Raw genomic sequence first — 22,415 nt, forward strand, 5'->3', positions numbered from 1 at the left:
GGTCGTCAGGAACGGCCGAGCCGGTGCCGCACCCGGCGGCTGGCCTCGTGGGCCGCGGCCCGGGCGTCGAGCCGCACGGCGCGCCCGAGCATCCGGGCGGCCCCGGGGACGTGCCCGTGGCGCAGCCGGTCGAGGCCCTCGCCCACGGAGTCGCGGGCGTCCTGGGCGTCGAGGGCGGCGAGGTTCGCCCGCACGTCGGCGAGCACCCGCGGGTCGGGGTGGTGCGCGGCGCCCCACAGCTGCATCCCGATCATGCGCCGGGCCCAGTCGTGCACCTCGGCCAGGTTGCCGTGGGTCGTGTTGGCGCCGTGCCGGCGGTACAGCGTCAGGACCTCGGGGACGCTCACGAGGCGCGAGTACTGCAGCAGGCGGAAGGTGAGGTCGGTGTCCTCGGCGTAGGCGAGGGCGGGGTTGAACCCGCCCACGCGCAGCAGCTCGGTGCGCCGGTAGACGAAGGAGACGAGGTTCGGGAACGGGCAGCGGCCCGAGAGCAGGTCGCGCGCCGTCTCGTCCCGCGCGACGAAGTGGTGCCCGCGGTGCCCGCCGTCGGCGTCGATGGCGTCGATGGACGAGTAGGCGGCGCCAGCGCCGGGGTCGGCGTCGAGCGCGCCGACCAGCACCCGGAGCCGGTCGGGGAGCCAGACGTCGTCGTCGTCGAGGAACGTCACGTACTCGCCCCGCGCGAGCGCCACGCCGTGGTTGAGGGGGATCGACACCCCGTGCCCCGCCTCGCCGACCACGACGGCTCCGGGCACGGCGGACGCCGCCGCCCGCACGCCGTCGGGGTCGGGCGACCCGTTGTCCAGGACGACCAGCCGCCAGTCGGTGAACGACTGGTCCTTGACGCTCTGCAGCGCCTCGGCGAGGTACGGCGAGACGCGGTTGGTCGACATGACGACGGTCAGGCGGGCGGCCATCAGATCACGTCCGCGAACTCGCGCTCGCGCCGCTGGAACACCAGCAGGCCGCCCACCACGGCCGCCGCCGACGTCACGAGCAGCCCCGCGACCTGCCACGCGGGCGGCGCGGGGGTGCCGAGCATCGACCAGCGGAAGCACTCCATGAGCCAGGTCAGGGGGTTCGCCTCGAACCACCACGTCAGGCCCGCGGGGACGGCGTCCAGCGAGTACGCCACCGGCGTCGCGTACATGAGCACCTGCACCAGCCACGGGAGCACGTACTGGACGTCGCGGAACTTGACCATGATCGCGGACGCGGCGAGGCCGAGGCCGGAGCCGAGCGCGAGCGCGCAGAGCGTCCACAGCGGTAGCCCGAGCACGGCCCAGCCGGGGTTGACGTCGTTGACCACGAGCAGCACCGCGAAGAGCACGAGCGACACGGCGAAGTCGAGCAGCACGGACAGCATGGTCGACAGCGGCACCACGACGCGGGGGAAGAACACCTTGGACACCAGCGCCTGGTTGGCCACCAGCGACGGCGCCGCCCGGGTGAGCACGCCGGAGAACGCGGTCCACGCCGCCGTGCCGGCGAAGGCGAACAGGAAGTAGGGGACGCCCCCCGTGGGCAGCCCCGCCACCCGGCCGAAGACGACCGCGAAGATCGCCGCGGTGACGAGCGGCTGCAGCACCACCCAGGCGACGCCGATCGCGGTCTGCCGGTAGCGCAGCACGATGTCGCGGACGCCGAAGCGGTAGAAGATCTCCCGCGCCTCCCACAGCTCCCGCCACCGCGGCACGTTGAGCCGCCCCGGCGGGGTGATGACGATCCTGGTCGCGGTCCTGGTCGCTGTCCTGGGGGCGCTCACGACGGTCACCACGCCTCGTAGTCGAAGTCGCACAGGACCGCGCCGAAGATGCCGTCCTCGATGACGACCTCCGGGTACGGCAGGTGGGGGAGCACCTCGAACGTGGCGGCCGCCTGCCACTCGTCGAAGACGCCGGCCTGGCACAGGTACATGTCGACGGTGTAGAGGCCGGGCTGCAGCCAGAGGTCCTTGATCCGCACCTCGCCGCCGTGCGGCTCCGAGGGGTCGAACCACTGGCCCACGAGCCGGGAGTCGCACTGCGTGACGATGACGCCGTGGTGGTCGCGGACGTGGCAGGAGACGAAGTACTTCCCGACGATCTCCGGGTTGGCGCCCACCTCGAACGCGATCACCGTGTCGTCGACGGGTTCGCGGATCTCGGGCGTCGTGACCGTGGCGAACCGGATCAGGCCGGTGCCGGGACGCCGGCGGACGTCCTCCTGGCTCTCGCGGAGGCCGGCGAAGCTCTCGCGGTACGCCGTCATGACCTCGTCGACGGTCCCGTGGTGCACCAGCCGGCCGCGGTCGAGGAACATCGCGGACGTGCACAGCGTCGTCACCGTCTGCATCTGGTGGCTCACGTAGAGCACCGCCCTGCCGTCCTTCGCGACGTCGCGCATCTTGTCCAGCGAGCGGCGCTGGAACTCGGCGTCGCCCACGGCCAGCACCTCGTCGATCGCGAGGATCTCCGTCTCGAGGTGGGCGGCCACGGAGAACGCCAGCCGCACGTACATGCCGGAGGAGTAGCGCTTGACCGGGGTGTCGAGGAACTTCTCGATGCCGGAGAACCGCACGATGTCGTCGAACCGGCGCCGGATCTCGCTGCGGCCCATGCCCAGGAGCGAGCCGTTGAGGTAGATGTTCTCGCGGCCGGTGAGCTCGGGGTGGAACCCGGTGCCGACCTCGAGCAGGCTGCCCACCCGGCCGCCCAGCTCGATCCGGCCGGCGCTCGGCGCGGTGATCCGCGTGAGGATCTTCAGCAGGGTGCTCTTGCCCGCGCCGTTGCGGCCCACGATGCCCACGGCCTCGCCCCACGGGACGTCGAACGAGATGTCGTGCAGCGCCTCGAACGTCTCGAACTCGCGCCGGTGGAACGGGTGCCTCACCCGCGCGACGAGGGCCTCGGACAGGCGGTCGTGCGAGCGCCCGGACGTGGCGATGCGGTACGACTTCGCCAGTCCGCGGGTCGAGATCGCGTCCCCCGGGGGGCTGTCGGCGGTGCTGTTCATGCGGGTCCCTCGCGACGGTAGGAGTGCGGTCACGCTAACCGCGTGGGGGGTGCGGGCCGAGGGGGACGGGGGCCTTTTCACCCCGGTCGGCGGCGGATTCCACCCGGTCGCCGGCCGGGGCCGGGGCCCGGCCTCGCGCCGCCCAGGCGGCGGCGAGCGCCTCGAGGGCGCGCGGGGCGCGGCCGGACGCGCGCGCGACGTGGGCGACGAGGGCGGCGGCGACCACGACGGCGGTGCGCACGCCCTCCCGGGGCCCGAGGTCGCGCCAGGCGCGCACCGGCCGGGGGAGCACCCGGTGGCGCAGCAGGCCCCGGCGGCTCACGCCGGCGCCGCGCCACCGCCGGGCGAACAGCAGCGCGTTGCGCGCGTAGTAGAAGGTGCCGAGGTAGGACGCCGGGCCGACGAACGACGCCGAGACCCGGTGCCGCACGACCGCGCGCGGCACGACCACGAGCCGCACGCCCGCCCGCCGGGCCCGCAGGCTCCAGTCCGAGTCCTCGAAGTTGAGGAAGAACCGCGGGTCGAACGGCCCCACCTCGCGCCAGGTGCCGGCGCTCGCGCACACGCAGCAGCCGGTGAGCAGGTCGGTCGTGAACGGGCGCCCGGCGGCGACGTCGGCCGCGGCCTCCGCCGCCGTCCGGTGCCGGGGGAGCCCGTCGAGGGCGTCGAGCGACCCGCCGGCGAACCAGAGCGCCGCGTCGCCCGCGTCGCCCGCGGCGCCGTCTGGTCCGCCGTCCGCGCCGGGGGCGAGGCGCACGATGCGCGGGCTCACGGCGACGCGCCCGGCCGCGGAGGCCGCCAGCAGGTCGAGGGCCCCGGGGGCCACGACGGTGTCGTTGTTGAGCACCGTGAGCAGCGCGTAGCCGCGCTCGAGGCCCCAGGCTAGGCCGCGGTTCATCCCGCCGGCGAAGCCGAGGTTGTCGCCCGTCTGCAGCGTCACGACGTGCGGCCAGCGGTCGCGGACGGCCTCCAGCACGCCGTCCTCGGAGCCGTTGTCGACGACGAGCACGTCCGTGCCCGGGGCGCCGTCGACCAGCGACGCGACGCAGGCGAGGGTGTCTCGGCGGCCGTGCCAGCTCAGGACGACGACGAGGTGGGCGCGCTCAGCCACGGGCCACCTCCGCCCGGGCCGGGGCGCCCGACGCGGCGGGCCCGAGGTCGGGCCCGGGCACCGGGCGCAGGCGCGGCCAGACCGCGCCGTACAGCGGGTGCAGGTCCCGCTGCAGGCGCCAGACGACGCGCGACGGCCACCACACGAGCCACAGGTACCGCCCGGCGGAGAAGTCCCGCGCGTGCCCCCACCCGCGCACCTTCGCGCGCACCTGCGCGAGGTCGCGCGCCCACGAGTTGTGCACGATGGCGTCGGCGGCGTCCGCGGCGACCACCCGCACCTCGCCCGGCTCCGCGGGCCGACGCACCGCGGGCGACGCGACGTCGCCCGTCACCAGCACGCGCAGCCGGCGGCCGGGGGCGCGGCGCGCGGTGGCCAGGCGCGCCCCGCGGCGCACGGCGACGGGGCCGGGGTACTCGTGGGCGGGCGTGCCGGCGGCGGTCGTGACCTCCAGGTAGCCGCGCCGGGTGCGCCGGTACAGCACGCGCATGGGCCACTCGACGGTGTCGCACCCGTGCACGTCGGCGAGCCGCAGCGCCGCGAGCAGGGCCGCGGGCCGGGGGAGCAGCTCGTCGCCGTCGAGCTGCAGCACCCAGCCGACGTCCGGCCCGAACGCGTCGAGGGCCGCCTGCCGCTGCGCCGTCTCGCCGCGCAGCGGGTCGTCGACGTCCCGCCACGTGCCGGGCACCAGGCGCACGATCCCGCGCGTGTCCACCGCGCGCACCACGTCGACGCACGCCGCGGAGGGCACGGGCTGCCCGCTCCACCCGAGCCCGTCGACCGGGCAGGGCACGACCAGCTCGTCCACGTGCGGGTAGTACGCGCGCAGGGTGGCCTCGAGCCAGGTCAGGTCCCCCGGCAGGACGTAGGCGCCGAGCCTCGTCGCGCTCACTCGATGCCCCCGATGTCCCCGGTCCGCGGCCTCATACGGCGAGGCTAGGCGCGGCCCGGCGGGCCGCCGGGGTGAAGTTGCGCCCTCGGTGCCCGTCGCCGGGGTGAAATGCGGCCGCCGTCGTTGAGACGGCCCGGATCGCTGCACACACTCGGGACGTGACGACGACGGTGGCAGACGGTGGCAGGACCCCGGCGACGACGGCGGCTCGCGCGGTGGCGTTCTACCTGCCGCAGTTCCACCCCGTGCCCGAGAACGACGCCTGGTGGGGGCCGGGGTTCACGGAGTGGACCAACGTGGCGCGGGCGCGCCGCCTGTACCCCGGGCACGCCCAGCCCGACCTGCCCGCCGACCTGGGCTTCTACGACCTGCGGCTGGCCGAGTCGCGGGCCGCGCAGGCCGCGCTGGCGCAGGAGCACGGGGTGGAGGCGTTCGCGTACTGGCACTACTGGTTCGGCGACGGGCGCCGCCTCCTCGAGCGCCCGTTCACGGAGGTGCTCGCCTCGGGCGAGCCCGGCATCTCGTTCTGCCTCGCGTGGGCCAACCAGACGTGGAGCGGCATCTGGCACGGCGACGCCGACCGGGTGCTGATGGAGCAGCGCTACCCCGGCCGGGCGGACCACGTGGCGCACTTCGAGGCGGTGCTGCCCGCCTTCCGCGACCCGCGCTACCTGCGGGTCGGCGGGCGGCCGGTGTTCTACGTCTTCCGGCCCGAGGAGCTGCCGGACGCCGGCGCCTTCGTCGACCTGTGGCAGTCGCTGGCCCGCCGCGCCGGGCTCGAGGGGCTCTACCTGGTGGCCGAGATGAGCGACCTCGTGGGCCGCGGCGTGCGGTACGACCGGGTCAAGGAGGACGGGTTCGACGCCGGGGTGTACATGCGGATGCCGGCCGGGACGTCGCGGGCGGACCTGCTGCGGATGCGCGCCTACCGGAAGCTGACGGGCGGGCCGGAGATCCACCCGTACACGACGTCGTGGGCCGAGCAGAACCGCACCGGCGACCTGGTCCAGCCGTGCGTGTACCCGAACTGGGACAACACGCCCCGCTCCGGCCGGCGCGGCATCGTGCTGCACGGGGCGACCCCCGACGGATTCCGCGAGAACGTCCGCCAGGCGGTCGCGTCGGTCGCGCACCGGCCCGCCGACGAGCGCCTGCTGTGGGTCAAGTCGTGGAACGAGTGGGCGGAGGGCAACCACCTCGAGCCCGACCGGCGGTTCGGCCACGGCTGGCTCGAGGCGCTGCGCGACGGCCTGCGTGACGACCGGCCGGACGGGGGCACGCCGTGAGGATCGCGATGGTCTCCTACTACCTGCCCAGCGAGAGCAAGCAGGGCATCGGCTACCAGGTGCACGAGCTGGCCACGGAGCTGGTGCGGCGCGGCCACCACGTCGACGTGATCAGCGAGTGCCCGCCCGTGCCCGGCGCCGTCTACGGGCACCGGCACGTGGAGCTGTCCGGCGCGCTGCGCACGTTCCGGTTCGCGACCGCGGTGCGTCGCCTCGACCTGTCCGGCTACGACGTGCTGCACGCGCACGGCGACGACTACTGGCTCTGGCGCCGCCGCGTGCCGCGGCACGTGCGCACCCTGCACGGCTCGTGCTTCGAGGAGGCACGGCGCATCCGGGGGGCGAAGGAGCGCCTGCGGATGGTCCTCCTCGGGTGCTCCGAGCTGCTCGCGAGCGTCGTCGCAGACCACACCGCCGTCGTCTCGCCGGCCACGCGGCGCTGGTACCCGTGGGTGCACGACGTCGTGCCGAACGGGGTCGACACGTCCCGCTTCGCCCCCGGCGACCCGGACGGCCGCGCCGGCCACCCGGTGGTGCTGTTCGTCGGCGCGTGGCACGGCCGCAAGAACGGGGCCGAGCTCGCCCGCCAGTTCGTCCGCGACGTGCGGCCCCGGCACCCGGACGCGGAGCTGTGGATGGTCTCGCGCGACGTGCCCGACGACGCCGGCCCCGGCGTGCGCGCCCTCGGTGCGCTCGACGACGCCGCCCTCGCGGACGCCTACCGGCGGGCGTGGGCGTTCTGCCTGCCGTCGGACTACGAGGGCTTCGGCATCCCGTACGTCGAGGCGATGGCGAGCGGCCTGCCGGTCGTGTCGACCCCGAACCTGGGCGCCCGCTACGTCACGGACGAGGGCCGCGCCGGCGCCCTCGTGCCGCTGCCGGGCGTGGGCGCCGCGCTCGCCGACCTGCTCGACGACGGCGACCGGCGCGCCGCGCTGGCCGCCGCCGGCCTGGCGCGCTCGCGGGACTTCTCCCTGGGGCGCGTCGTCGACCGGTACGAGGAGCTGTACCGCCCTACCGAGCCCGCGCCCGCCCCCGTCCGCGCGCGGGGACCGGTGCGGCCTCGCCGAGGCGCAGCCCCCACCACGTCGCGGCGGTGACCGCGCCGACGAGCAGCAGCGAGCCCAGCACGTCCGACGGGCGGTGCGCGAACGACACGACGTTCACCGCGACGGCGACGAGCGCGACCAGGGACCAGCCGGCGACGACGGCCCGCGACGCCCCTCCCGGCCACAGCAGCACGACGGCGACGCACAGCGCCGTCACCGCCGCCATGTGCCCGCTGGGGTAGGAGTTCTCGGGGATGCTCTGGTGGCCCAGGTCGGGCCGGTCGAGCAGCACGTGCTTGAGGAGCTGCGACCCGAGGACCGAGACGCCCACGACCAGCGCCGCCGCCGCGAGCCGCCGCCATGCCCGCGCTCCGACGGCGCGCGCCAGCGGCACGAGCACCACCGCGGCCAGCAGCAACGGAAGGGCGGCCCGCACGAGGCGGGTCAGCGGGACGGTGGCGTCCCACAGGGTCGCCGTCGCGGCGAGCGCATCGTCGTCCAGCTGCTGGCCCACCTCCGTGCGGACCGCGAGCAGGTACAGCGCGACGAAGCCGAGCGCCAGCCCGGCGCCCACGAGGAGGGGCGCGCCCACGCCCCGGCCGGGGGGAGCGGCCGGCCCGTCGCGCGTGCCGGGCTCGGCCGAGCGCCCGTCCCGGCTCGCGTCGTCGGGCATCGTCGCCTCCTCGGTCTCGCCGGTCGCGCCCCCGGCCGACGTCGTCCGGCCGGCGTCTCGAACCATGCTTCGGCACGCGGCGACACCTGTCTCCGGGCGCCCCGGGTGAAACCCTCCCCGCCACGGGTGAACTGCCGGCGCCGCCCCCTCCGCCGGGGACGGGGCTGCCTAGCCTGGCTGGACGCACCCGCTCCCGGGAGGTCCAGTGACGCGACGAGTGGCGGTGGCGGCGTCCGCGGTCGTGGTGTGCGGCGTTGTCGTCGGCGCGCTCGTCCTCGCCCCGGCGCTGCTCCGGGACGACGGCGGGGGAGGCGCCGCCCCGACCGGGACGGCATCCCCGGTCGCGCCGGTCACCGGCGACGTCCCCGTCTGCGGGGTGCCCGACCTGGCGCGGGTGGTCGACGACGGCCTCGACCAGGACCTGTCGGCCGGGGTCCGCACGGTGGTGGACGACGTCGTGCCCGGGGCGGGGGAGCTGGTCGGCGTCCGGGTCTCCGGCGGGACGGCGTACGTCGCGTCCCGGGTCGACGCCACGTACACGGTGGCGAGGTTCGCGCTCGACGGCGGGGGGCCCGAGGGCGAGACGGTCGTCGGGCTCGACTGGGACGGGGCGAGCGAGACCTTCGGCACGAGCTCCTTCGAGGTGGGCGCGGAGGGCTCGGTCTACCTGCTCGACACGCTGATGGGCCGCCGCGACCTGGTCAAGGTGGCGCCGGACGGCGCCGAGGCGTGGCGCACGACGCTGCCCGACGGGCCGCAGACCACGGGGGCCGTCCTCGACCTGGACGGGACCGTCGCGTGGGACGAGGGTGGCCGCGGCGAGGTCGTGGGCGTGGTCGACGCCGGGACGGTGCTGCACCGGGTGGGCGCCGACGGCACCCTGCTCGACCCCTTGACGGTCGACGGGGCGGTGCTCGGGCAGCTCGACGGCGGGGCCGCCGTCCTGTCGTCCGCACGGCCGGCCGCGGGCGGCGACCGGACCGACCTGGGGCTGTCGGTGGTGGAGCCGGACGGCGGGGTGCCGACCCGGCTGGGGTCGTCGGCGCCGGCGGAGCCGGTCCTCGGCGTGCCGTCGCTGCCGTGGACGACCGCGACCGGTGCGGCCGCGGCCCCCGGTGGCGGGCTGCTGCTCGCCGAGCCCGGCACCGGGCTGCGCCGGTACGGCACCGACGGCGTCCTGCTCGGGACCTGGCCGGACGCCGGCATGGACGACGAGCAGCCGTTCACCCTGGCCGACCGCACCCCGGTGCTCCAGGACGGCGACACCTACTACGTGCTCACCGACGGTGCGGACGGCGCGCTGTCGCTCACGGCGATCTCCGCGGACCGGGTGGCCGAGGGGCTGCGCGCGCCGGTCACGCTCACGGCCGACAGCGAGAGCCTGGTCGCCGCCATGGGCCTCGGCGCCGGCCTCCTCGTCGACCGGCCGTACGGGGTGTTCGCCGCCGGCGAGGAGCCGCGGGTCGTGGCCGGGTTCGACGAGGCCTGGGGCCCGCGGGCCGACCGGTACCGGTTGCGCTACCAGGTGCGCGGCGACCCGCGGGTGCCGGACCCGGTCGTCGGCGCGGAGCACCTGGCCGACCTGCCGCCGGCGGGCGGCGAGGTCGAGCTCGACCTGCCGCCGTCGCGGCCCGGCGTCTACGAGGTGGACGCGGCGCTGGTGGACGACGACGGGTCCGCCGTCTCCGGGGCCTGCCTGCGCTACACGGTGACCCCGGAGGGCAGCGCGCTCGACCCGGCGTCGCTCGCGGACGGCGCGGACTGGGGCGGCGCCCAGCCGCGGCGCGGCGTGCAGCTCGCCGACCAGCTCGGCGTCGGGTCGCACCGCGTGCAGCTCGACTTCGCCGCGCTCGTCGCGGACCCCACGGCCGAGCCGGGGCCCGCCGGGGTCGCGTGGGACGCGCTGCCCGGTGCGACCGTCGGCGAAGCCGGCGGCGACACGGAGGAGCCGACGGACCCGTTCGCGGACCTCGCCGCCGCGGCGCGGGAGGCGGAGCGCACCGGGGTGCGGCTCGTCGTGCAGGTCGGCCAGGGCGGCGACGCCGAGCGTGCCGCCGCGGAGGCGGGGACCTGGGAGGGCTGGGTGCGGCAGCTCGTCGCCGGCCTGGGGGAGCGCGCCCCCGGGATCGTGTACTGGGCGCCGTGGAACGAGCCGAACGGCACGGGCTACGACGACGCCGCCCGGTACCAGCGCGAGGTCGGCGCGCCCTTCGCCCGCGGCGTCCGGGCGGCCGACCCGCGCGCCGTCGTCGTCGGGGGCAACACGCTCGGCGTGGCCCTCGACTGGTGGTCCGGCCTCGTCGCGGCGGGCGGCTGCGCGTCGCTGGACGTCGTGGGCGTCCACCCGTACACGGGGCTCAACCGGTCGTGGGAGGAGGAGGGGTTCTCGGCCGACGGCGCCGAGCTGGACCGGCTGCGGGAGATCCTCCGCCCGTGCGGCGACCGGCCGGTGTGGGACACGGAGTCGGGCTGGTGGTCCGACGGCGTCGTGAACTTCTGGGCGACCGGCGGGGACGTGGCGCGCAAGCTGTGGTGGTACGCGCTCGAGGACGTCGAGGAGTGGACGTACTTCTTCAGCGAGGGCGGCTTCGGCGAGTCGGGCAACTCGTGGTCGCTGCTGCAGTACGGCGCCTACGTGAAGCCGGCGGGGGCGGCGATGGCGGCGACGGCCCCCGTCGTCGCCGGGCTGGACGACGTCGTCGCCGTGGACACCGGGACGCCCGGCGTGCACGCGATGCGCGGCCGGGCGGACGGCGGCGCGACGGTCCTGGCGCTGTGGTCCGAGGAGCTGTCGACGTCGGTCGTGGTGACGCCGCGCGGCGGGCGCGACGTCGACGTCACCCGCCGCGACGTCTACGGGGCCGAGGACGGCCTGAGGGTCGCGGCCGGGGGCACCGAGGTCCCCGTGACCGGCAGCCCGGTCCTGCTGCGCGCCCCGGCGGGCGCGGCGCTGCGGGTGCGTGCCACCGAGCCGTTCGGCGACGACGTGCTCGAGGGCCGCCCGGTGTCCGCGTCGTCGACCCACCCGGACGCGGGCGAGGCCGGCACGATCACGTCGGGCACCTTCGACGTGCGGGAGCCGTGGCGCTCCGGCCGGCTCGCGGACGGCTCGGTGGACCCGGCGCCGACGGTGGAGGTCACCACGGGCGGCCCGGTGACGGTCGACCGGATCGCCGTGGCCACGGCGGGCATCCGGTGCTGCACGGCCGGCCTGCGCGACTACACGGTGGCGGTGCGGCTCGCGGACGGCGGGTGGCGCACCGTGGCCACCCGCACCGACCAGCTGTGGGACCGGGTGGCGCTCGTCGCGATCGACCCGGTGGAGATCACCGCCGTGCGCGTCACGGTGCCGTGGACCGAGATCCGCGGCACGCGGGTGCTCGACGTCAACTACTCCGGCGTCCTGGGCGGTCCGCCCACGCCGTTCATGCCGCTGGTGACCGAGAGCGACTGGCTGGTCGCCGTGAGCGCCGTGCGGGCCTGGGGGCCGGCGGGCTGATCAGGCCTCGACCAGGAGCTCGCGCCGGCGCAGCTCCGCGAGGAACGCCTCCGTGTCGCGGGCGGCGACCGCAGGATCGACCCCGTACTCGGTGACGAGCGCCGCCGCCAGGTCCGCGGCCGCCCGGTCCGTCTGGAGCAGCTGGGCGACGAAGGCGCCGCTGCCGTTCGTCGTGAGGTACGTCGACGACACGAGGTCGAGGATGACCAGCTCGCCGTCGATCTCCTGCCAGGTGACGCCGTTCTCGCGAAGCCTCATCGTCGTGCCTCTCGTCGGTGCCTCTCGTCGCCACGGCCTGACGCCGCGCGGACGCACCGAGGATAGGGCGGTTCCGCCCGTCTGACGCCGTCGGCGGCGAGGTTTCACCCCGCGCCGGGTGAAAGCCGGCTGGGCCTCGGGTGAGAACCGGGCGGCACGGTTGACCGGCGCCGGGACACCGCGTGTCGTGGTGTCTGTCCTGCAGGAAACTCACGAAAAGGGGACCTCCATGTACGAGGCACCACGCATCACCGAGGCCGGCAGCGTCCGCGACCTCACGCTGGCGCAGGGACTGGACGGCAACGACGACCGGTTCCTGTTCTTCACCTGGGGCGACAAGCCGGACGAGACGTCCTGACGGCGCGAGGGGGTGCCGGGGCGCAGAGTCGCGCCGCGGCACCCCCTCGTCGCCCGGCGGGCAGGGGACGGAACGAGAAGGGCGGGCTCCGGTGACCACCACGGCCGACCGCGGCGCGGGAGCCGACCGCGCGCCCACGGGGCGCGCCGCGACCGTCGAGCGCCTCACCCCGACGGAGGTCGCCGTCGGCATGCCGCTGGGTCTCGGGGGCGCCCCCGCCGTCCCCGGCGGGCCGCCCGCGCCGGGCGCGCCGGCGGGCGGCGCGCGCGCCGTCCTCGAGGAGCTGACGGCGCGGGCGCTGCGCGCGGGGCCCGTCGTCGTCTCGTTCTCCGGCGGGCGCGACTCGTCGGCGGTGCTGGCCGTCGCGGCGCACGTGGCACGCCGGGAGGGCCTGCCCCTGCCCGTGCCCACCGCCCTCGTCTACCCGGGCCTCCCGCACGCGGACGAGTCCGGCTGGCAGCGCGCGGTCCTCGAGCACCTCGGCCTGACCGACCGCCTCGTCACCGTGACGGTGACGGACCAGGAACGGCTGCTGGGCGGCGCGGCGCGCGCGTCGCTCGCCCGCCACGGGCTCGTGTGGCCGGCCGCGGCGCACGCCGACGCGCTCGTGGACGCCGTCCCCCCGGGCGCCCGGCTGCTCACCGGGGAGGGCGGCGACGAGGTGCTGGGCGTCCGTCGGGTGACGCCCTGGGCCGTCGCGCGCGCGGACGGCCGTCCGCACGGCGTGCGGCACCTGCGCGAGCTGGCGGGCACCGTGGGCGGCGCCGCGCTCCCGCTCGGCCCCCTGACCGCCCGCAACCCCTGGATCGGCGCGCCGGCGTGGCTGCGCGGACCGGCGCGGGCCGCCCTGCGGCGCGACGTCGCCGCCCGGGCGCGCACGCCGTGGCGCTACGACCGGGCCACCGCGGCGATGACGAGGTGGCGGGTGCCGGGCGTGCTGGCCCGGAACCTGCAGGCGCTCGCCGACGGCCGCGGCGTGCGCTGGCACCACCCGCTCCAGGACCCGCGCTTCGTACGCGCCCTGGCCCGGGACGGCGGGGCCTGGGGGTTCCGCGGCCGCACCGACACCATGCGGTTCCTGTTCTCCGACCTGCTGCCCGACCCGGTGCTGGCCCGCCGCTCGAAGGCGTCGTTCAACGGCAGCCGCTTCGGCGCCGACGAGCGCGACTTCGCCGCGGGCTGGGACGGGAGCGGCGTCGACGACCGCCTCGTCGACGTGGTGGCCCTGCGCCGGCACTGGCTCGGCGACCGCCCCGCCGGGTCCACGGGACCGCTGCTGCACCAGGCCTGGCTGGCACGGGCGCGTCCCGGGGAGGGGACGCGATGAGCCGCGGGGCGGGTGCCCGGGGCGTCGCGCGCCGGCTCGGCCGGGTCCCCGTGGCGCTGGGCGCCGTCGGTCGCGTGCTGGCGGCCGAGGCCCTGCTGCGCACCACCGGCCTGCCCACCATGGCGCGGGTCATGGGGGCGCCCCTGGCGAGCCGCGACGAGGCGGCGTCCGCCGTCGCCGGGCCCCTCGCCCTCACCGCGGCGGAGGCGCGCCGGCTGCGCGCCGTGGGCCGCGTGCTGCGACGGTCCCCGTTCGGCTCGACCTGCCTGCGCCGCGCCCTGTGCGCCGGGCAGGCGCTGCGCCGCCGCGGCCCGCGCCTCGTCGTCGGCGTCGCCAAGCGCGACGGCGTCGTCTCGGCGCACGCCTGGCTCGTGGTCGACGGGGTCAACCTCGACCCCGACGGCTCCGTGGACTTCCTGCCCCTGTCCCTCGGCGAAGGAGCCGTGACCGCATGACCCACCGCTACGACGTCTACGGGCTGCTCGTGGACAGCGACGTCGACCTGCACCTCGACCGTGCCGTCGACGACGACGCCCGGCCCGCCGACCTGGTCCTGCGGCGTGCGCCCGGGGCCCGGGAGCAGGGCCCGCTCGCCGGACGCACGGTGCTCGAGCACGTCCGCGACGGGCGCTGCTGGTACCGGGCCGTGGAGCTCGCGGACGGCCGCGTGGTCCTGCGGTTCGACGCGGTGGCCGACGTCGAGCTCGCGACCGACGGGCGGCACGCCGTGTGGCGGCCCGCGCCCGGCGGCGACGAGGGCGTGGCCGTCGTGCTCCTCGCGGGGGCGTTCCTCGCGTTCGTCCTCACCTGGCGGGGCGACCTGGTGCTGCACGGCAGCGCGGTCGACCTCGTCCGTGGCGACCGGGCGGCGGGCATCGGGTTCGTCGGCCGGTCCGGGATGGGCAAGTCGACGATGGCGACCCTGCTGTGCCGCGCCGGGGGCGCCCTCGTGACCGACGACGTCCTCGTGCTGGACCGGCACGGGGACGGCGTCGTCCCGCGGCGCGGCGCCGCCGAGGTGCGGCTGCGCCCGGGCGCCGCGGCCCTCGCCGACGAGCTCGCGGAGAACGGTGCGCCGGTGCGCACCAGCGGGGACGCCCGGCGCGCCCTGCACCTCGCCGCCGGGCCCGCGACGGGCAGGTCCCCGGCGCCGCTCGCGGCCCTCGTCATCCCGTTCCCCGACCGGTCGCACGACGCGCTGCGGGTGCAGCGGCTGACCCCGCGGGAGGCCGCGATCACCCTGATGCGCGTCCCGCGGCTGTCCGAGTGGCAGGACCACGCCGTCACGGTCCGGCACTTCGCGGACCTCGTCGCGCTCACCGCGCGGGTTCCGGTGCTGCTCGCGCGCGTCCCCTGGGGGCCGCCGTTCCGGCACGACGTCGTCGAGGACCTGGTCCGGACGGTCCTGACGGGCGACCTCCCCGGCGCCGAGCGGCTGGTGCCGGCGGGCGCTCAGGCCGTCGGCTCGGAGTAGGCCGCGGCCTGGATCGTGAACAGCTCGGCGTACAGCCCGCCGAGCGCCATCAGGGTGTCGTGGTCGCCCGACTCGACCACGCGGCCGGCGTCCATCACGACGATGCGGTCCGCGGAGCGCACGGTCGAGAAGCGGTGCGAGATGAACACCGCCGTCCGGCCGGCCAGCACGTCGCGCAGCGAGGCGAACAGGTCGTGCTCGGCGCGGGGGTCGAGCGCCGACGTCGGCTCGTCGAGGATCACCAGCGGCGCGTCGCGGTAGTAGGCGCGGGCCAGCGCGACCCGCTGCCACTGGCCGCCGGAGAGCTCGCGCCCGCCGCGGAAGAGGCGCGACAGGACGGTCGCGTAACCCTGGGGCAGCCCCTCCAGGGCGCGGTCGGCGCCGGTAGCGCGCGCCGCCGCCCGCACGCGGGCGTCGTCGTGAGCGCTGCCCGCCGAGATGTTCTCCGACGCGGGGAGCGCGTACCGCACGAAGTCCTGGAAGATCACGGCGACCCGCGAGCGCAGGCTGCGCCGGTCCATGCCCGCCTGGTCGACGCCGTCCCACCGCACGACGCCCTCGTCCGGCTCGTACAGGCCGGCGAGCACCTTGGCGAGCGTGGTCTTGCCCGACCCGTTCTCCCCGACGATCGCGACGACCTCGCCGGCGGCCATCGCCAGGGAGACGCCGTCGAGGGCGGGCGTCGTCGCGCCGGGGTAGGTGAAGGAGACGTCGTCCACGTCGAGCCGGTCGAAGCGCTCCGGCGCCGGGAAGCCCTGGGCCTCCACGCCCGCCGCGGCCCCCGTGGCCAGGAACGTCTCGACGTCGTCCAGGAACAGGCCGGACTCGAAGACGGCCTGGACCCCGCCGAACATGCCCTGGATCTGGCCCTGGAGCATCCGCACCGCGACCACGGCCGCGCCGGCGTCGGCCACGCCGAGCTCGCCCCGCGAGATGAGGACCACCAGCGCGCCGAGGGTGGCGGCGAGCACGAGGGCGGTGCCGAGCGTGCCGGCCGACGACAGCAGCGTGCGGCGGCGCAGGTGCCGGCCCAGGTCGTGCAGGAACGTCCCGTACGCGTCGTCCATGCGCCGGCCCAGCGGCTCCCCGAGCTCGAACGCCCGGATCTCCTTGGCGGCGTCCCGGTCGGTCAGCACGTGGGTCAGGTAGGCGCGCAGGCGCTGGTTCGGCGTCTGCGCGACGTCGAACTCGAACTCGAGGTGGCTCTCCCGCCGGCTCGTGAGCAGCAGCGGGACCCCGCCGAGCAGGAGCAGCGGGAGCAGGACGGGGGCGATCCCGACGAGGGTCGCGCCGACCGCCACCGCGGACACCGCCGCCCCGAGGGTGGTGAGGATGCCGCGCGTCACCTGGTACGGGCGGCTGAGCGCGTTCGTCTGGACGCGGCGGAGCCGGTCGTAGAACGCGGAGGACTCGAAGCTGCGCAGCGGGACCGCGGTCGCGGCCCCGAGCACACGTCGCCACATCGACCGGGCGACCCGCTCGCCGAGGTACCGCGAGAGGTACGACTGCACGGAGCCGGTCAGCGCGGTGAGCGCCGTGAGCGCGGCGAGCAGCGCCACGGGCCAGACCAGGGACGGCACCGACGCCCCGCCGTCGGAGGCGGCGAGGATCGCGTCGAGCAGCAGCTTGACCGACCAGACCTGGCCGGCCAGGAGCAGGGCCGCCGCCACCTGGAGCACGACCGAGGCGGTGAACGAGCGCGGGGCCGCCTCGCGGACGAGGCGGGTCGAGCGGCGGCACAGCGCGAGGAGCCGGCGGGGCGACCGGCGCGCGGCTCGTGCCTCGACGCGCAGGTCGAGCGGGTCGACGAAATCTTCGGCCACCCGGTCCTCCTGACGCCGGCCTCCGTCACCGCGTTCATCGTGCCACCGGGCCGGTGCCGCAGGGCAGGGTGATCTCGCCTCCGCGGCACGGTTTCACCCGGCGGCCGGCTCGGCCCGGTCCCGCCCCGCTGCCTAGCATCGGCGGCATGGGACGACCCGAGCGGCTGCGCCCCGCGGCACGGCTCCTCGTGGAGGCGGTCGCCCCCGCGACGCGCCCGGACGGGGACGCGACCGCCCGACTGGTCGGGGCCGTCGACGTCGACTTCGTGGCGCGGGCCGCGCACGACCACCGGGTGCTCCCGGCGCTGGCGCGGCTGCTCGGCGGCGTCGAGGCCACCCCGGACGCCTGGCGCCCCGCGCTGCGCCGGGCCCGGCAGGAGCAGGCCGTGCGGCACCTCGGCGTCGTCGCCGAGGCGGCGGACCTGGGCGGCGTGCTGGACGCCGCCGGCGTGCCGTGGCTGGTCGCCAAGGGGCCGGTCGCCGCGGCGCTCCTGTGGCCGGCGCCGGACCTGCGGCAGTACTACGACCTCGACCTGTACGTCCCGCGGGCGTGCTTCGCCGACGCCGTCGCGGCGCTCGAGGGGGCGGGCTGCGTGGCCGTGGACCGCAACTGGCCGCTGATGCTCGCCGAGATGTGCGCGGAGTACGCGGTCCGCGCCCCGCAGGGCACCGCCGTCGACCTGCACTGGGACTACGCGGTGCCTCCCGCCCTGCGGCGGAGGTTCCGCACCGACATGGACGGCATGATCGCGCGCCGGCAGCGGGTGGACGTCGGGGGCGGGCGCGCCCTGTGGGGCCCGGACCCCGTCGACACGGTGCTCCTGCTCGCGTTCCACGCGGCCCAGGCCGGCGCCAACCGGCTCGTCTGGCTCGCGGACGTCCGGTTCGCGCTCGCCGCGCTGCACGACGTCCCGGGCGGCCTCGAGGAGCTCGTCGTGCGCGCGTCCGCGTGCCGCGTCGGGCGGCCGGTCGCCATGGTGATCGCCCGCGTCGCGCGGGTGCTGGGGCTGCCCGCGGACACCGTCGCGCGGCTGTCGCCCCTGCTGCGCAGCGCCGGCCTGCTCGGTCGCGCGGCCGAGGCGCGCGAGGCGCGGGTGCCCTTCCCGGGCCTGCCCGGCGACCCGCACCAGGGCGGGGCCCTCTACGCGGCGGCGCGGCCGCGGCTCGCGACCACGGCGGGCGTCCTGGTCGCGAACGTCGTGCGGACGCGGGCCGTGGAGCGCCGGGTCCGGCGGACGCCCGAGGCCGCGCAGAAGGAGCTGCGCCGCGACGTGCCGGACGCCGCCGCCAAGAGCGAGTACCTGCGGCGCAGCGTCAGCGCGTGACGGCGGACCCCATCGCGGCGTCCAGCTCCGCCTCGACGTGCCGCGCGATCTCCAGCGACGCGGTGGCGGCGGGCGACGGCGCGTTGATGACGTGCACCTGGCGCGGCGCGGTGCGGATCAGGAAGTCGTCGACGAGCGACCCGTCGCGGTGCAGGGCCTGCGCGCGCACGCCGGCGGGGGCGGGGTGCAGGTCGTCGGCGGTGGTGCCGGGCAGCAGCCGCGACACGGACGCGGCGAACAGGGTGCGGGAGAGCGAGCGCACCACCTCCTCCGCCCCGGGGACCAGGTTGCGGCCGGCCAGCCGCCACAGGCCGGGCCACGACGCGGCGTCGACGACGTCGCGCCAGGCGACGTCGCGCCGCCGGTAGCCCTCGCGGGCGAGGGCCAGGACGGCGTTGGGCCCGGCGTGCACCTCGCCGTGCACGCCGCGCGTCAGGTGCACGCCGAGGAAGGGGAACCGCGGGTCGGGCACGGGGTAGACCAGGCCGCGCACGCGGTCGGCGGCGCGGGGCGCGAGGTCGAAGTACTCGCCCCGGAACGGCACGATCCGCGCGCCGGGGTCGACGCCGCACGCCAGCGCCAGCCGGTCGGCGTGCAGCCCGCCGCACACGACCAGGGCGTCGGCGGCGAGCTGGTGGTCCCCCTCGCTGAACGAGCGCGTCGAGACCCGGACCTCCGTCCCGACGACGCGCGCGGCGCGCAGCGTGCGGCCGAGCAGCACCGTCCCGCCGGCGTCGCGCACCTGCCGGGCGAGGACCGCGCACACGCCGCGGTAGTCGACGACCCCGGTGGTCTCCACGCGGAGCGCGGCCACGCAGGCGATCTCCGGCTCGTGCTCGCGCGCCTCGACGGGGCCGAGCTCGCGCACGGGCACCCCGTTGGCGGCGCCGCGCTCGGCGAGCGTGCGCAGCCGGTCGCGCTCGCCGGCGTCGGTGGCCACGACGAGCTTGCCGGTGGTGGCGACGGGCACGCCGTGCTCGGCGGCGAACCGCGTCATGGACGCGGCCCCCGCGGTGCCGAGCCGGGCCTTGAGGCTGCCGGGCGCGTAGTAGAGGCCGGAGTGGATGACGCCGGAGTTGCGACCCGTCTGGTGGCGGGCGAGCTCGTGCTCCTTCTCCAGCACGGTGACGTCGTCCCCGCGGCGCGCGAGGCGTGCCGCCGTGGCGAGCCCGATGATGCCGCCTCCGACCACGATGACGCGCACGGTTGCCTCCCGAAGCTCGCGGGCGCGGGTGCGGGTCGGCCGGCCCGGTGCGCCGTCCTCAGGATGCCGCAGGACGACCCTGGCGGGCAGGGGGGCCGGGGGTGAACGGCCGGGTGAGAACGCGCGGCGCCGCGAGGCTCGGTCGCACGAGCCAGCACGCCAGCGTCGAGGCGAGGAGCCCGACCAGGAGGCCCGCGACGACGTCGCTCGGCCGGTGCGCGTCGGCGACGACGGCGGCGACCCCGACCACCACGGCGCACCCGCACGCGGCCAGCACCGCCCACCGCGGCGGCACGGCCCGGGCCGCCGGCCACAGGAGCAGCAGCGCGGCGAGGAGCGCGGTGACCACCGCGACGTGCCCGCTGGGCAGGGTGTTCTGCACGTCCCCGTGCCCGCCGAGCATCGGGCGGTCCAGGACGACGTCGCGCAGCACGGTGGCGAGCGCCGCGGCGCCCGCGGCGGCGAGCGCGGCGGCGAGGGCTGGCCGCCACCGCCCGCGCAGCACCGCGAGCCCGCCGAGGACGGCGACGACGACGGCGAGCAGCGGGGGAGCGGCGTCCCGCAGCAGGGCTGCCGGGGCGCCGACGAGGTCGCGCAGCAGGCTCGCGTCGCCGGACGCCGCGACGTCCAGCCGCTGGCCCGAGGCCGTGCGCACGGCGAGCGCGTAGTCGGCCAGCAGGGCGAGGGCGAGCACCACGGACGTCACCATGAGCGTCCCCGCGTCGTACCGGCGCACGGCGTCCCACCACCGGTCGATCCTCATCGTCCGATCGTGACTCCGCGGGGCCGCGCCGGCGCGGCACACCGGCGTCCTCGCGGGGTGAAATCCTGCGGAGCCGCGCCCGGGGGGCCCGCGGGACGCGCCGTGGCCCGCCCGGCGCGGCGTCCTCCGGCATAGTGGAAGGGGCGGAGCGGCCGGCCCGGCCGTCGCGCCTGCCGACGAGGAGGAACGGCCATGAGTCACGACGACGGCACGCAGCCGAACCCGGACGAGCCGCGTCCCGACGTCCCGCGCCCCGACGTGCCGGGACCGAGCACGCCGGAGACGCCGCCGGGCGCGCCGGAGCCGCCGCCCCCGGGCCCCTACCAGGAGCCCGGGTACCCGCCCGGCGCCCCGCAGCCCGGCGACCCGGGGCAGCAGGCGCAGCAGCCGCCGGGGTACCCGCAGCAGCCGTACCCCGAGCAGCCCTACCCTCAGCAGCCCTACCCCCAGCCGTACCCGCAGGGCCAGTACGCCCCGCAGTACGCGCAGCCCTACGCCCCGTCGGCGGGCACCGACGGCTGGTCGATCGCCGCGCTGGTCACGGGGATCCTCGGCCTGGCCGTCGTGCCGATCGTGCTCGGGATCATCGGCCTGTCACGGATCAACCGCACGGGCCAGCAGGGCAAGGGCATGGCGATCGCCGGCATCGTCCTGGGCGCGGTCGGCGTCGTGGCGTGGGTCGTGTTCTTCATCTTCGCCGTGGCGCTGGTGTCGCAGCTCGACCCGAGCGACTTCGAGACCACGTTCGACTCCTCGGCGGCGCTGCTCCTCGCGCGCTGACCCGCGCACCCCGGGTGCGGTCGCCCGCTGCCGGTCGTGTGGGGGTCCGGCGAAGACGCCGGTGAGGAGGGTCGTCGCGTCGCGGCAGGTGGGTAGCATCGCGGCTCGGACGGAGCGCCGGACCGTCCGAGACGCCGAGGCCGACCACGACCAGGAGGACCATGAGCCACCCGCGCGGGTACGACCCCCACGACGCGCCGCCCACCCAGGCGATCCCGCCGCGGGAGGACGGCACCACCGTGCTGCCCCCGACCCAGGCGGTCCCGCCGCGCGGCGGGGAGAGCACGACGGTGCTGCCGGCCGCGCAGGGGCGCGGCGGGTACGACGACGGCACGGCCGTGCTGTCGCCGCAGGCCGGCGCGGGCTACGAGGAGAGCACGACGGTGCTGCCGTCCGCGCAGGAGTTCGGCGGGTACGTCGACGGCACGGCGGCGCTGCCGCCGACGCAGGCGCTGGGCGGGTACGCCGACGGCACCCAGGTGCTGCCGTCGGCGCAGGCGGGCGGCGCGTACGACGACGGCACGGCGGTGCTGCCGAACGCCGCCCCGCCGCGGCGCACGTCCTCGCGGCCGGTCGCGTCGCTGTCGGCGCCGGCCGCGACGCCCGCCCCGCACGCCCCGGCCGCCCGCTCCGGGGCTCCGGCGGCGACGTCGGCGCCGCGGCCCGCGCCGCAGCCGACACCTCGGCCGGCGCCCCAGCCGGCGCCGTCGCCGTGGGGAACCGCGCCCGCGGCGGCCCCCGCGCACGGCGGCCCGGCGGGCCCGGGCCGGGCCGCGCCGGAGCCCGCGCGTCGCGGCACGGAGCCGACGGCGGTGGCGGCGCTGATCACCGGCATCCTCGGGTTCGTCGTGCCGCTGCTGGGCGTGCTCGCGATCATCCTGGGCGGCATCGGCCTGGACCGGACGCGCCGGCGCCGGTCGGGCGGACGCGGCATGGCCAAGACCGGCATCGCGTTCGGGTCGATCCAGGTCGTCTTCACGGCCATCGTCGTCATCGCCGGGCTGTGGCTCTGGAACTCCTACGGCGACGACATCCAGCAGGCCCTGGACGAGGCGGAGCAGCTCACCCAGACCGACCTGTCCGTGCCGGACCTGCTGCTCGGCGGCCTCACGGGCGACCTCTCCTTCGGCGACCTGCAGGACCTCGCCGGCACGCTGGGCGACGCCGACCAGCTCCAGGAGCTCGGCGGCCAGTGCCAGGCGGGCGACCCGGTCTCCTGCGAGGACCTCCTGGACCGCCTCCCGGACGGCATCCGCGACCAGCTCCCCGAGGACCTGCGCGACCGGATCCCCGCCGCCGGCTGACGCCGAGGTAGTCCACATCTCCGCGAGGTAGTTCGAATCTCCGCGAGGTAGTCCAGACCGTGCCGAGGTAGTTCAGACCTTGAACTACCTCGCGGAGTCGTGAACTACCTCGCGGAGTCTTGAACTACCTCGGCAGGGGTGGGACTACCTCGCGGGGCGACGTCGGAGGGTCGGCGTAGTCTGGTGCGGCACGCCCGGCACTCCGCCGGTCGCACGGCTCCCGGTCACGACGCAGCACGACGTCAGCACGACGTCGCGGCCCACGGAGCCCGGTGCGTCCCGGGGAGAGCTGGGC

Annotated in this window: 20 protein-coding genes; 10 read left to right on the top strand and 10 right to left on the bottom strand. The window is 77.0% G+C overall.

Annotated features, from left to right (window positions below; translation table 11 throughout):
* Window positions 1-5: 5 nt before the first annotated feature.
* The 5 genes from AAG589_RS12860 to AAG589_RS12880 are packed head-to-tail and all read right to left on the bottom strand — an operon-like array spanning window position 6 to window position 4,997.
* Window positions 6-917, bottom strand: coding sequence for a glycosyltransferase family 2 protein (locus AAG589_RS12860; protein ID WP_430567640.1), 912 nt, complete (start codon window positions 915-917; stop codon window positions 6-8).
* Complete coding sequence (locus AAG589_RS12865; RefSeq protein ID WP_430567641.1) at window positions 917-1,765, bottom strand: ABC transporter permease; 849 nt, start codon at window positions 1,763-1,765, stop codon at window positions 917-919. The genes AAG589_RS12860 and AAG589_RS12865 overlap by 1 nt, the downstream gene beginning before the upstream one ends.
* Window positions 1,766-1,770: 5 nt before the next feature.
* Entirely contained in the window at window positions 1,771-2,994 is a 1,224-nt protein-coding gene (locus AAG589_RS12870; RefSeq protein ID WP_430567642.1) for an ABC transporter ATP-binding protein, read from the bottom strand.
* 34 nt (window positions 2,995-3,028) lie between these two features.
* Window positions 3,029-4,105, bottom strand: a complete 1,077-nt coding sequence (locus AAG589_RS12875; RefSeq protein WP_430567643.1) for a glycosyltransferase family 2 protein — start codon at window positions 4,103-4,105, stop codon at window positions 3,029-3,031.
* Window positions 4,098-4,997 (bottom strand): hypothetical protein, encoded by a 900-nt coding sequence (locus AAG589_RS12880; RefSeq protein WP_430567644.1) that lies wholly within the window; start codon window positions 4,995-4,997, stop codon window positions 4,098-4,100. Before AAG589_RS12880 ends, AAG589_RS12875 begins: the two co-directional genes overlap by 8 nt.
* 158 nt (window positions 4,998-5,155) lie before the next feature.
* Here AAG589_RS12880 and AAG589_RS12885 point away from each other — a divergent pair, with 158 nt between their 5' ends.
* Both AAG589_RS12885 and AAG589_RS12890 read left to right on the top strand, forming a co-directional pair.
* Window positions 5,156-6,283 carry a glycosyltransferase WbsX family protein gene (locus AAG589_RS12885; RefSeq protein ID WP_430567645.1) on the top strand — a complete coding sequence of 376 codons (1,128 nt, stop codon included), beginning with the start codon at window positions 5,156-5,158 and terminating at the stop codon, window positions 6,281-6,283.
* Between the two features lie 8 nt (window positions 6,284-6,291).
* Window positions 6,292-7,383, top strand: a complete 1,092-nt coding sequence (locus tag AAG589_RS12890; protein WP_430567646.1) for a glycosyltransferase family 4 protein — start codon at window positions 6,292-6,294, stop codon at window positions 7,381-7,383.
* Here the strand turns inward: AAG589_RS12890 and AAG589_RS12895 are convergent.
* Window positions 7,298-8,005 (bottom strand): phosphatase PAP2 family protein, encoded by a 708-nt coding sequence (locus AAG589_RS12895; protein ID WP_430567647.1) that lies wholly within the window; start codon window positions 8,003-8,005, stop codon window positions 7,298-7,300. The two genes, AAG589_RS12890 and AAG589_RS12895, sit on opposite strands and share 86 nt — an antisense overlap.
* Window positions 8,006-8,210: 205 nt before the next feature.
* Here AAG589_RS12895 and AAG589_RS12900 point away from each other — a divergent pair, with 205 nt between their 5' ends.
* On the top strand, window positions 8,211-11,504 hold the full coding sequence (locus tag AAG589_RS12900; RefSeq protein ID WP_430567648.1) for a hypothetical protein: 3,294 nt from the start codon (window positions 8,211-8,213) through the stop codon (window positions 11,502-11,504).
* Here AAG589_RS12900 and AAG589_RS12905 read toward each other — a convergent pair whose 3' ends face one another.
* Window positions 11,505-11,762: a PqqD family protein gene (locus AAG589_RS12905; protein WP_430567649.1), complete on the bottom strand. Its 258-nt coding sequence runs from the start codon at window positions 11,760-11,762 to the stop codon at window positions 11,505-11,507.
* Between the two features lie 229 nt (window positions 11,763-11,991).
* On the opposite strand from AAG589_RS12905, the gene AAG589_RS12910 reads away from it, so the two are divergent.
* The 4 genes from AAG589_RS12910 (at window position 11,992) to AAG589_RS12925 (ending at window position 14,921) form a co-directional block, all read left to right on the top strand.
* Window positions 11,992-12,120 (top strand): lasso RiPP family leader peptide-containing protein, encoded by a 129-nt coding sequence (locus AAG589_RS12910; protein WP_416344706.1) that lies wholly within the window; start codon window positions 11,992-11,994, stop codon window positions 12,118-12,120.
* Window positions 12,121-12,211: 91 nt separating this feature from the next.
* Window positions 12,212-13,447 carry an asparagine synthase-related protein gene (locus tag AAG589_RS12915; protein ID WP_430567650.1) on the top strand — a complete coding sequence of 412 codons (1,236 nt, stop codon included), beginning with the start codon at window positions 12,212-12,214 and terminating at the stop codon, window positions 13,445-13,447.
* Window positions 13,444-13,902, top strand: a complete 459-nt coding sequence (locus tag AAG589_RS12920; protein WP_430567651.1) for a lasso peptide biosynthesis B2 protein — start codon at window positions 13,444-13,446, stop codon at window positions 13,900-13,902. Before AAG589_RS12915 ends, AAG589_RS12920 begins: the two co-directional genes overlap by 4 nt.
* Window positions 13,899-14,921, top strand: coding sequence for a hypothetical protein (locus AAG589_RS12925; RefSeq protein WP_430567652.1), 1,023 nt, complete (start codon window positions 13,899-13,901; stop codon window positions 14,919-14,921). Before AAG589_RS12920 ends, AAG589_RS12925 begins: the two co-directional genes overlap by 4 nt.
* On the opposite strand, the gene AAG589_RS12930 is transcribed toward AAG589_RS12925, so the two are convergent.
* A complete protein-coding gene (locus AAG589_RS12930; RefSeq protein WP_430567653.1) occupies window positions 14,900-16,744 on the bottom strand; it encodes an ABC transporter ATP-binding protein in 1,845 nt (614 codons plus the stop codon). The genes AAG589_RS12925 and AAG589_RS12930 overlap by 22 nt on opposite strands.
* Window positions 16,745-16,890: 146 nt before the next feature.
* Between AAG589_RS12930 and AAG589_RS12935 the strand changes: the two genes are divergently transcribed.
* Window positions 16,891-18,069 (top strand): nucleotidyltransferase family protein, encoded by a 1,179-nt coding sequence (locus AAG589_RS12935; protein ID WP_430567654.1) that lies wholly within the window; start codon window positions 16,891-16,893, stop codon window positions 18,067-18,069.
* On the opposite strand, the gene lhgO is transcribed toward AAG589_RS12935, so the two are convergent.
* Together lhgO and AAG589_RS12945 are read right to left on the bottom strand one after the other, a co-directional pair.
* Window positions 18,059-19,363: an L-2-hydroxyglutarate oxidase gene (lhgO, locus tag AAG589_RS12940; RefSeq protein WP_430568026.1), complete on the bottom strand. Its 1,305-nt coding sequence runs from the start codon at window positions 19,361-19,363 to the stop codon at window positions 18,059-18,061. The genes AAG589_RS12935 and lhgO overlap by 11 nt on opposite strands.
* Window positions 19,332-20,036 carry a phosphatase PAP2 family protein gene (locus AAG589_RS12945; protein WP_430567655.1) on the bottom strand — a complete coding sequence of 235 codons (705 nt, stop codon included), beginning with the start codon at window positions 20,034-20,036 and terminating at the stop codon, window positions 19,332-19,334. The genes lhgO and AAG589_RS12945 overlap by 32 nt, the downstream gene beginning before the upstream one ends.
* Window positions 20,037-20,228: 192 nt before the next feature.
* On the opposite strand from AAG589_RS12945, the gene AAG589_RS12950 reads away from it, so the two are divergent.
* Both AAG589_RS12950 and AAG589_RS12955 read left to right on the top strand, forming a co-directional pair.
* Window positions 20,229-20,816 (top strand): DUF4190 domain-containing protein, encoded by a 588-nt coding sequence (locus AAG589_RS12950; protein WP_430567656.1) that lies wholly within the window; start codon window positions 20,229-20,231, stop codon window positions 20,814-20,816.
* Between the two features lie 161 nt (window positions 20,817-20,977).
* Window positions 20,978-22,120, top strand: coding sequence for a DUF4190 domain-containing protein (locus tag AAG589_RS12955; RefSeq protein WP_430567657.1), 1,143 nt, complete (start codon window positions 20,978-20,980; stop codon window positions 22,118-22,120).
* Window positions 22,121-22,415: the final 295 nt, after the last annotated feature.

This window comes from Isoptericola sp. F-RaC21, from assembly GCF_038593535.1.
In the GTDB taxonomy this organism is placed as follows: domain Bacteria; phylum Actinomycetota; class Actinomycetes; order Actinomycetales; family Cellulomonadaceae; genus Isoptericola.